Source organism: Kitasatospora sp. NPDC059577 (genome assembly GCF_042735475.1).
Lineage (GTDB): Bacteria > Actinomycetota > Actinomycetes > Streptomycetales > Streptomycetaceae > Kitasatospora.
On sequence record NZ_JBHWBZ010000070.1, the window covers coordinates 39,734 to 47,565 of the forward strand.

Genomic DNA, 7,832 nt, shown 5'->3' on the forward strand with positions numbered 1-7,832 from the left:
CTTCATGGACCCGATGCCGGACGTTCCCGAGGCCACCTCCGAGGCCACCCCCGAGCCGACACCCCATCGGGTGCCCGAGATCGCCTCGCTCGGCCTGGACACCCTGGTCACCGAGGTCGCCGAGCGCCTGCAGTCGGCCGCCGCCGTCACCGACCGGATGCAGCGGCTCCTGGAAGCCGTGGTCGCCATCGGCGCCGGCCTGGACCTGCACGCCACCCTGCACCGGATCGCCACCGGCGCCGCCGAACTGGTCGACGCCCGCTACGCGGCGCTCGGCGTGATCGCCCCCGGCGGCACCGGCCTGGCCGACTTCATCCACGTCGGCGTCGCCGACGAGACCGCCGCCGAGATCGGCGACCTGCCCGCCGGCCGCGGCGTCCTCGGCGCGCTCATCGACCGCCCCGAACCGCTGCGGCTGGCCGACCTCGGCACCGACCCGCGCTCCTCCGGGTTCCCGCCGCACCACCCGCGGATGCAGACCTTCCTGGGCGTGCCGATCCGGGTCCGTGAGGAGGTGTTCGGCAACCTCTACCTCACCGAGAAGAAGGGGGGCGGCGCCTTCACCCCCGAGGACGAGCAGGTGGTGCACGCCCTCGCCGCCGCGGCCGGCGTGGCGATCGAGAACTCCCGGCTGTACGAGGAGGGCCGCCGCCGCGAGCGCTGGATCGCCGGTGCCGCCGCCGTCACCACCGCGCTGCTCTCCGCCGAACAGGCCGAGACGGCCCTGACCGTCGCGGCCGAACAGGTGCGGGAACTGGCGGACGCCGCCCTCGGCATGATCCTGCTGCCGACCGGCCCGGAGGGTGAGGAGGACGGGCAGATGCGGGTCGCCCACGCCTCCGGCGAGGTGGCCGAGTTCGTCCGCGGCGAACTGCTGCCCAAGCAGAGCTTCGCGGCCCGGCTGCTGGAGGGGGAGAGCGTCCGGCTGGACGACATGTCCAGCGACCCGACCGTGGTGATGCGGCTCGCCCGCCGCTTCGGCCCGTCCATGGCCGTGCCGATGATCGCCGCCGGGCGGGTGCTCGGCGGCCTCTGCGTCTGGCGGCCGTGCGGCGCCCGGCCGTTCACCGACGGCGAGAAGCAGCTCGCCGAGACCTTCGCCTCCCAGGCCGCCCTCGCCCTGCGGCTCGCCGAGGGCCAGCGCGACCAGCAGCGGCTGGCCGTCTTCCAGGACCGCGACCGGATCGCCCGGGACCTGCACGACCTGGTGATCCAACGGCTGTTCGCCACCGGGATGATGCTGGAGAGCGCGGCCCGGCGGGCCATCGTCCCGGAGGTGCGGACCGGCATCGGCAAGGCGGTCGACGAACTGGACGCCACCATCCAGGAGGTCCGCACCACCATCTACGCCCTCCAGCACGACAACCACGGCGACGCGCCCGACACCCTGCGCACCCGGGTGCTGCGGGAGGCCAGCCAGGCCGCCGCGGCCCTCGGCTTCAAACCGGCGGTGAGCTTCGTCGGCCCGGTGGAGAGCCTGGTCGGCGAGAAGACCGGCCGTCAACTGCTGGCGGCACTACGGGAGATGCTGTCGAACACGGCCCGGCACGCGCGGGCCTCCCGGGTCGGTGTGGAGATCGACGCCACCGTCCACCTGGGCGACGACGGTCGGCCGGTCGGCGGCGACCCGGATTCACTGGATCGCAGCGGTCGCCCCGGCGTGCTGCTCTCCGTGACCGACGACGGGGTGGGCATCCCGGAGGGCGGCCGGCGCAGCGGGCTGCTCAACCTCACCCGGCGGGCGGAGGCCCTCGGCGGCGACGCCTGGCACGAGGGCGGGCCCTACCGGAAGGGCACCGTGGTGCGCTGGACGTCCCGGCTCTGAGGGTGTTCCCGGGGGCCGTCCGGGCGGGTTCCGAAGGCATTCGCAAAGCCCGCGGGTAAAGACAAGTGAAAGTTAAACGAGAGAGAACTTCCCGACCAACGGAGCAAGTTGTGAACGTTCTGGGCTTTCCGGGGCTCTGTGTGCACACATAGCTTTGCTCCGCTCGGAGGGGAAACCGGAAGGTAACCGGACGGAGGGGGCAGTGGACGCTTCCGGCCGCGGTCACACCGCAGCAGGGGCAAGTCGAGGGGGGTTCCGCGCCGAACGGACCGCGGACGGGCGCTACCGCTGGCAACTGAAGGCGCCCAACGGCCGGGTGGTCGCGATCACCCCGGCCGCGTTCGAAACGGCCGGTGAGGCCGAGCGCTGCTTCGACGGCCTGCGCGCAGGGGCGGCCGAACTGACCGCCCGCATCACCCACGTCCGGGACGGCATCGGCTGGATCTGGGTCGTGCCAGGTGCGCGCAACCTCCCCGAGGTGCGTTCCAGCCGCGCGTACGAGCGGTACGCGACCTGCCAGAACGCCTTCCGGCGGTTCGTGGTGCTGCTCGCCAAGCAGCCGCCGCGCGACCTGCCGCCGCGCGAGTTGGCGCCGCGCGACCTGCCGCCGCGCGAACTGCCTGAGCGCGCAGTGCCGTTGAGACGCACCGATGGCCACTGAGCGGCGCGGTCCGCGGCTGCTGGTCGTGCCCGCGGCCGACCGCTGCCTCGGCTGGGCGCTGCGCGCCGCCAACGGCCGACCACTCGGCGTCGGCGTGCGCACCTACCGCACCGAGGAGGAACTGGCCGAAGCGGTCAGAGAGTTGCTGATCGAGCGGGCCGCGCTGCGGTGCTCGATCAGCCAGTCCGAGGGGCGTCAGTGGGTCTGGGCCGCCTCCCTGCCGGTGCGCAGCACCCGGCCGGGGGCGGCCTCCGCCGTTCCGGTCGCCCGCAGTGCCCGCGGGTACCTGCGGCGCGACCAGTGCCAGGCCGGGATCGATGGATTCCTGGCCGCTCTGCAGTGGGTGGGGCAGGAACTGCGCCGTTCGGGGCGCGACGGCCGCCGGCCGCTGTAGCCCGCCGCCCGCGTGCCGCATGCCGTGGTCAGCCGCCCGCATGCCGTGGTCCGTCGTCGCCGTGCGGTGGTTCGCCATCGCAACGGCACGGTTCGCCGCCGATGGGTCGTGGGCGGCGTTCCGTTCGTGCGTTTCCGGTGAAGCCCAGGTTTCCGGCAACACCCCGAGCAGCCTCCTGGAGAAGAACGTCGACCGGGTTCGGAGGCCCGGTCCCGCCCCTGTCGCGTCCACGCTGACCAGTGCCTAAACCTCGCTGAACCGATGAGTCGACATTCCCCGGCGGCCCTCGACCTCCCTTCCGGCGGAACCCGCCCGCCGGACAGGATCTGCACTGCCGGACAGGCCGCAGCGGACGCGGCCACCGGCCCCGAACTCCCGACCGGAGCAAGGGTTCACGCGATGGACGTCTCTCCCACCGGAGGAAGAGAAACATGCGTAAGACCGCTGCCAACCTGCTTGCCGCCGCCGCGCTGGCGACCTCGGTCGCCACCGTCTTCGCCGGCACCGCCGTCGCCGACCCGGCCGGCCTGCCGAACTCCCAGGACATCGTGGGCGTCGGCTCGGACACCACCCAGGCCGTGCTGAACCAGCTCGCCGCCGACTACAACGCGACCCTGACCAACCCGAGCGACCCGCACCTGTACAGCTGGGACGCGATCCCCTCCGGCACCATCACCACCAAGTCGGGCGCCACCGCGATCACCCGCCCGAACGGCTCCGGCGCCGGCATCACCGCGCTGAACGCCAACACCAGCGCCACCGTCGACTTCGCCCGCTCCTCCCGCGCCCCGCAGGCGAGCGACCCGACCACCGACGACTTCGTCGCCCTCGCCAAGGACGCCGTCGCCTGGGCCGCCCCGGCCGCCGGCAACGCCCCGGCGAACCTGACCACGCAGAACCTGAAGGACATCTACACCTGCACGGTCACCAACTGGAACCAGATCAGCGCGTCGCTCCCGAACGCCACGATCAAGCCCTTCCTGCCGCAGGCCAGCTCCGGCACCCGTTCCTTCTTCCTGACCACCATCGGTGGCGGCACCGCCGTCACCCCGGGCGCCTGCGTCACCAGCGGCACCCAGGAGAACCAGGGCAGCGACCCGGCCCTGGCCGACGTCAACTCGGTGGTCCCCTACTCCGCCGCCCACTACATCGGCCAGGTCTACTTCGGCAAGGGCAGCGGCGCCGACGTCCAGGGCCCGCTGACCATCCGCAACGTCGACGGCGTCGCCCCGGTCGACACCGTGAACAAGACCATCAGCTCCGCGTTCGCGGCCACCGCGTACTCCCGCGTGGTCTACAACGTCTTCCGTGACGCCGAGTGGACCGCCACCGACGCCCACGGCACCGCCCTGCGCGCCATCTTCGGCAAGGGCGGCTGGATCTGCACCAAGGGTGCCGCCGACATCAAGAGCTTCGGCTTCCTGCCGCTGTCCTCCTTCGCCTGCGGCAGCGTCACCCACTCCTGAGCCACCCCGCACCTCACCGGCGGTCGCGGGGCCTCGCCCCCGCGGCCGCCGGCCCGGTCCGACGACGAGCCGGGATCCGGACCTCCGGGTGCCCGCCGCCGGAGTCCCCCGCCCACGGCGGTGCCACCCGCGCACGAGCTTCTTCGAACCGCACGACCGGAACACACCTCTCCCTCTCCCAAGGAGTTCAGCATGTCCCGCATCAGCGCCCGTCTGGCCTCGTCCGGTGCCGCCGTCGTCCTCGCCCTGACCGCCGCGAGCGGTGCGGCCGTCGCGGACACCCCCGCCACCACGCCGGCCGCCGGCCAGGCCGTGATCACCACCGACGTGAGCTTCCTGTCGAACGCCGCGCGCAACGGCATCGTGGTCATCCCGCTCCAGCCCGCCAACCCGGCGTTCGACCCGAACGCCGGACTGACCGTGACCCTCCCGGTGAGCGGCGGCGCCGCGAACATCCCGGCGTTCTACGGCGACGTGCAGTTCGGCGGCGGCCTGCTCTTCCTGAACCTCGCCACCGGCCGGAGCGTGACCTTCAAGCAGCTCGACTTCTCGGTCGCCAACGGCTACTTCACGGCCGTGCCGAACGGCTCGACCACGCCCGTGCCGCTGCTGGACCCGGCCGGCGACAACGTGATCAACCGCACCGGCCTCACCCAGAACCTGAACTCCTCCAGCTTCCAGGTGGACGCGGAGGGCGCGAGCTACCTCGACGCCAAGCTCGGCACCGCGTTCTTCACCGCCGGCCAGCAGATCGGCAAGCTCGCGCTGTCCTACACCCCGGCGCACTGAGCCCCGGCGGGCCGGACCCCGCCGCACCGAAACCCCGGCGGGCCGCACCCCGCCGCGCCGGACCGCGGATCGGCGGGCCCGCGCCTCGGCGTGGGCCCGCTGCTTGTGGAGTTCCCAACTCCGGTACGGAGTCGCCGCGTTGTGGTCTCGTACACCTGGCCGACCGGATCCCGCCACATCCGGCTGGCCGAATAGTACGCACGGAACCGTCCGTCCCCAGCGCGATCGACTCCCTCGCGCCGCCTCCCTCGGCGGCCCGCATCCCCCGGAGGCCCCGCCATGAGAAACCGCGTACCCGACCCGAGAGACCGAGGGCGGTGGCGCCGTCGACTACCGGCCCTGGCGTTCTCCTGGGCCGTCGTCGCGGCGCTCGGCGTCGTTCCGATCGGGTTGGGCGCGGTGCCGCAGGCACACGCCGACTCCGCCGTGACGGTGCCGGGCCCGAAGGTCTGGATCCCGGCCACCAAGCAGTACGGGCCGGCGGGCAGCGTGACGGTCTCCCAGACGGCCAACCTCACCAACCAGGTCCTCCAGGTCTCCTGGACCGGCTTCACCCCGACCGTCGCGATCGGCGACAAGTCCCCGGTCGCGGTGGCGCAGAAGGAGTCGACCAAGATCCTCTACGCGGTGCGGATCTACCAGTGCCGCGGCACCGACCCCGCGGTGACCGACTGCTACGGCAGCACGCTCTACGGCGGCGACCGGTCGAAGGGCTTCGAGCAGCCGCCGCGTCCGACGCGCCTGGAGACGCCGGAGTGGCCCTCCAACCAGGTGATCGCCGCGACCGGGCCGGACGGTTCGGGTACCGCCTCGATCGAGGTGTGGAGCGCCAAGGAGAGCGCCACGCTCGGCTGCGACGCGACCCACCCGTGCTCCCTGGTGGTCGAGCCGAACTACGGCGGTGACCCGCTCGACCTCTTCCAGGTCCTCGACGGCGGAGCCGACTGCGAGTTCCACGACCTGGACGACGACCCGGACGGCTTCACCGCCGCCGACGGCATCATGCGCCCCGGGCCGGCCTTCCAGAACTGGAAGACGGGGAACCGCACCAGCGAGCAGTGCGCCTGGAAGCACCGGACCGTGGTCCCGCTCGGCTTCGCCCCCACGCCGGACGCCTGCGCGGCGAGCAACCAGGCCTTCGGGACCGCCGGTCTGGAGATGGCGAACCGGGCGATGCAGCAGTGGCGGGCGGGCCTGTGCCTGGGCGGCTCGCCGATGACCGTGGGCTACGTCCCGGCCGGCGGCGAGCCGCAGGCCCGGGCGGCGTTCCTGGCCGGCAGCAGCACCACGGAGGTCGCGCTGACGGCCCGGCCCGACGGTTCACCGGCCCCGCGGCCCTACGTCTACGCGCCGCTCGCCACGACGGGCATCTCGGTCACGTACGTGGTCGACGACCCGTCCACCGGCCGGCAGATCCGCGACCTGAAGCTGAACGCCCGGCTGGTGGCCAAGCTGCTGACCCAGTCCTACGCCACGCCCGGCGCGGCGATCCCCTCGGTGGCCGGCAACCCGGTGTGCCTGTTCACCGACCCCGAGTTCAAGCAGCTGAACCCGGAGACCACGGCCAACGGGATCCACTGGCCGAGCAGTTGCGGCGGGATCCTGACGATCTACCCCGGGGTCCCCGGCGGCACCACCGACCTGACCTACCAGGTGACCTCGTGGCTGGCGGCCGATCCGGACGCGGCCCGGTTCCTCGACGGCGAGCCGGACCCGTGGGGCATGCACGTCGACGGCTTCTACCTGAAGCCGAAGTTCGCCGGCTACCCGACGGAGGCCTTCCAGACCCAGGACTTCACCGGGCCCGACCGGGACGACCCGGGCGTGGACTACCGGCACTGGAAGCAGTACGAGTGGAACCCGTCCATCGACGGCCTCGGGCGCGTGCTCCGCAACCTGATCCAGAACCAGCCCAACTGCCAGGAACCGAACATCGACCCCGCCACCGGCGGCCACAAGGCGTGCGCCGCGCAGCTCCCCGGCCAGCGGGCGATGCTCGCCATCATGGACACCGCCCAGGCGAAGGCGTTCTCGCTGCCCGAGGCCGCACTGCTCAACCCGGCCGGCTCCTTCGTGTCGCCCACCACGGCCGGCTTCCAGGCCGCCGTCGCCGACATGCCGACCGACGCCGCCACCGGGGTCCAGCAGCTGCCCTACGGCACGCCCGACACCGCGTTCTCGCGTGACCAGCGGGCGTACCCGCTGAGCGTCGTGCAGTACGCGATGGTGCCCACCGGCGGACAGTCCGCCGAGAAGGCCGCCGCGATCTCGCGGTTCCTCAAGACGGTGACCACCGACGGCCAGACGTACGGGCTCGCCCCCGGGCAGCTCGCCCAGGGCTACCTGGCGCTGACGCCCGCCCAGCGGCAGCAGGCCCAGGAGGCCGTGCAGCACGTCGAGGCGCAGGACGGCAAGCTGCCCGGCAACCAGACCGCGCCGCCGACCCCGGGCACCGACCCGGGCACGCCGGAGAGCGGGAACGGCGGCACCCCCGCGGCCGGTTCCGGCGGCACGACCGGTGGCACCACCCCGGTGACCGAGTCCGGCACCGGCGGCTCCACCGCCGACGGCGGCTCCGGCGGCACCGGGGCCGGCTCCTCCGACGGCCTGGCCGGCAGCGGCTCCTCCGGGAGCGGGCTGTCCGGCACCGGTACGAGCGGGGCGGGTACGGCCGGGGGCGCCGCGGCGCCCGGCGCC

The 7,832-nt window shown here is 73.2% G+C and carries 5 protein-coding genes and 1 pseudogene; all 6 read left to right on the plus strand.

The genetic code is table 11. The features are described 5' to 3' along the window. Nucleotides 1-13 precede the first annotated feature (13 nt). Nucleotides 14-1,825, plus strand: coding sequence for a GAF domain-containing protein (locus ACFV0O_RS35870; protein WP_380348229.1), 1,812 nt, complete (start codon nucleotides 14-16; stop codon nucleotides 1,823-1,825). Between the two features lie 202 nt (nucleotides 1,826-2,027). Beyond that, nucleotides 2,028-2,486 (plus strand): hypothetical protein, encoded by a 459-nt coding sequence (locus ACFV0O_RS35875; RefSeq protein WP_380348221.1) that lies wholly within the window; start codon nucleotides 2,028-2,030, stop codon nucleotides 2,484-2,486. Continuing rightward, nucleotides 2,476-2,880 (plus strand): hypothetical protein, encoded by a 405-nt coding sequence (locus ACFV0O_RS35880; RefSeq protein ID WP_360258620.1) that lies wholly within the window; start codon nucleotides 2,476-2,478, stop codon nucleotides 2,878-2,880. Before ACFV0O_RS35875 ends, ACFV0O_RS35880 begins: the two co-directional genes overlap by 11 nt. Before the next feature lie 431 nt (nucleotides 2,881-3,311). Further along, the gene (locus ACFV0O_RS35885) at nucleotides 3,312-4,346 is read left to right on the plus strand and encodes a PstS family phosphate ABC transporter substrate-binding protein (protein WP_380348223.1); all 1,035 of its coding nucleotides are present in this window, start codon (nucleotides 3,312-3,314) and stop codon (nucleotides 4,344-4,346) included. A gap of 192 nt (nucleotides 4,347-4,538) precedes the next feature. Beyond that, nucleotides 4,539-5,135, plus strand: coding sequence for a hypothetical protein (locus tag ACFV0O_RS35890; protein WP_380348225.1), 597 nt, complete (start codon nucleotides 4,539-4,541; stop codon nucleotides 5,133-5,135). A gap of 279 nt (nucleotides 5,136-5,414) precedes the next feature. After that, nucleotides 5,415-7,832, plus strand: a pseudogene (locus ACFV0O_RS35895) (hypothetical protein); the annotation flags it as partial.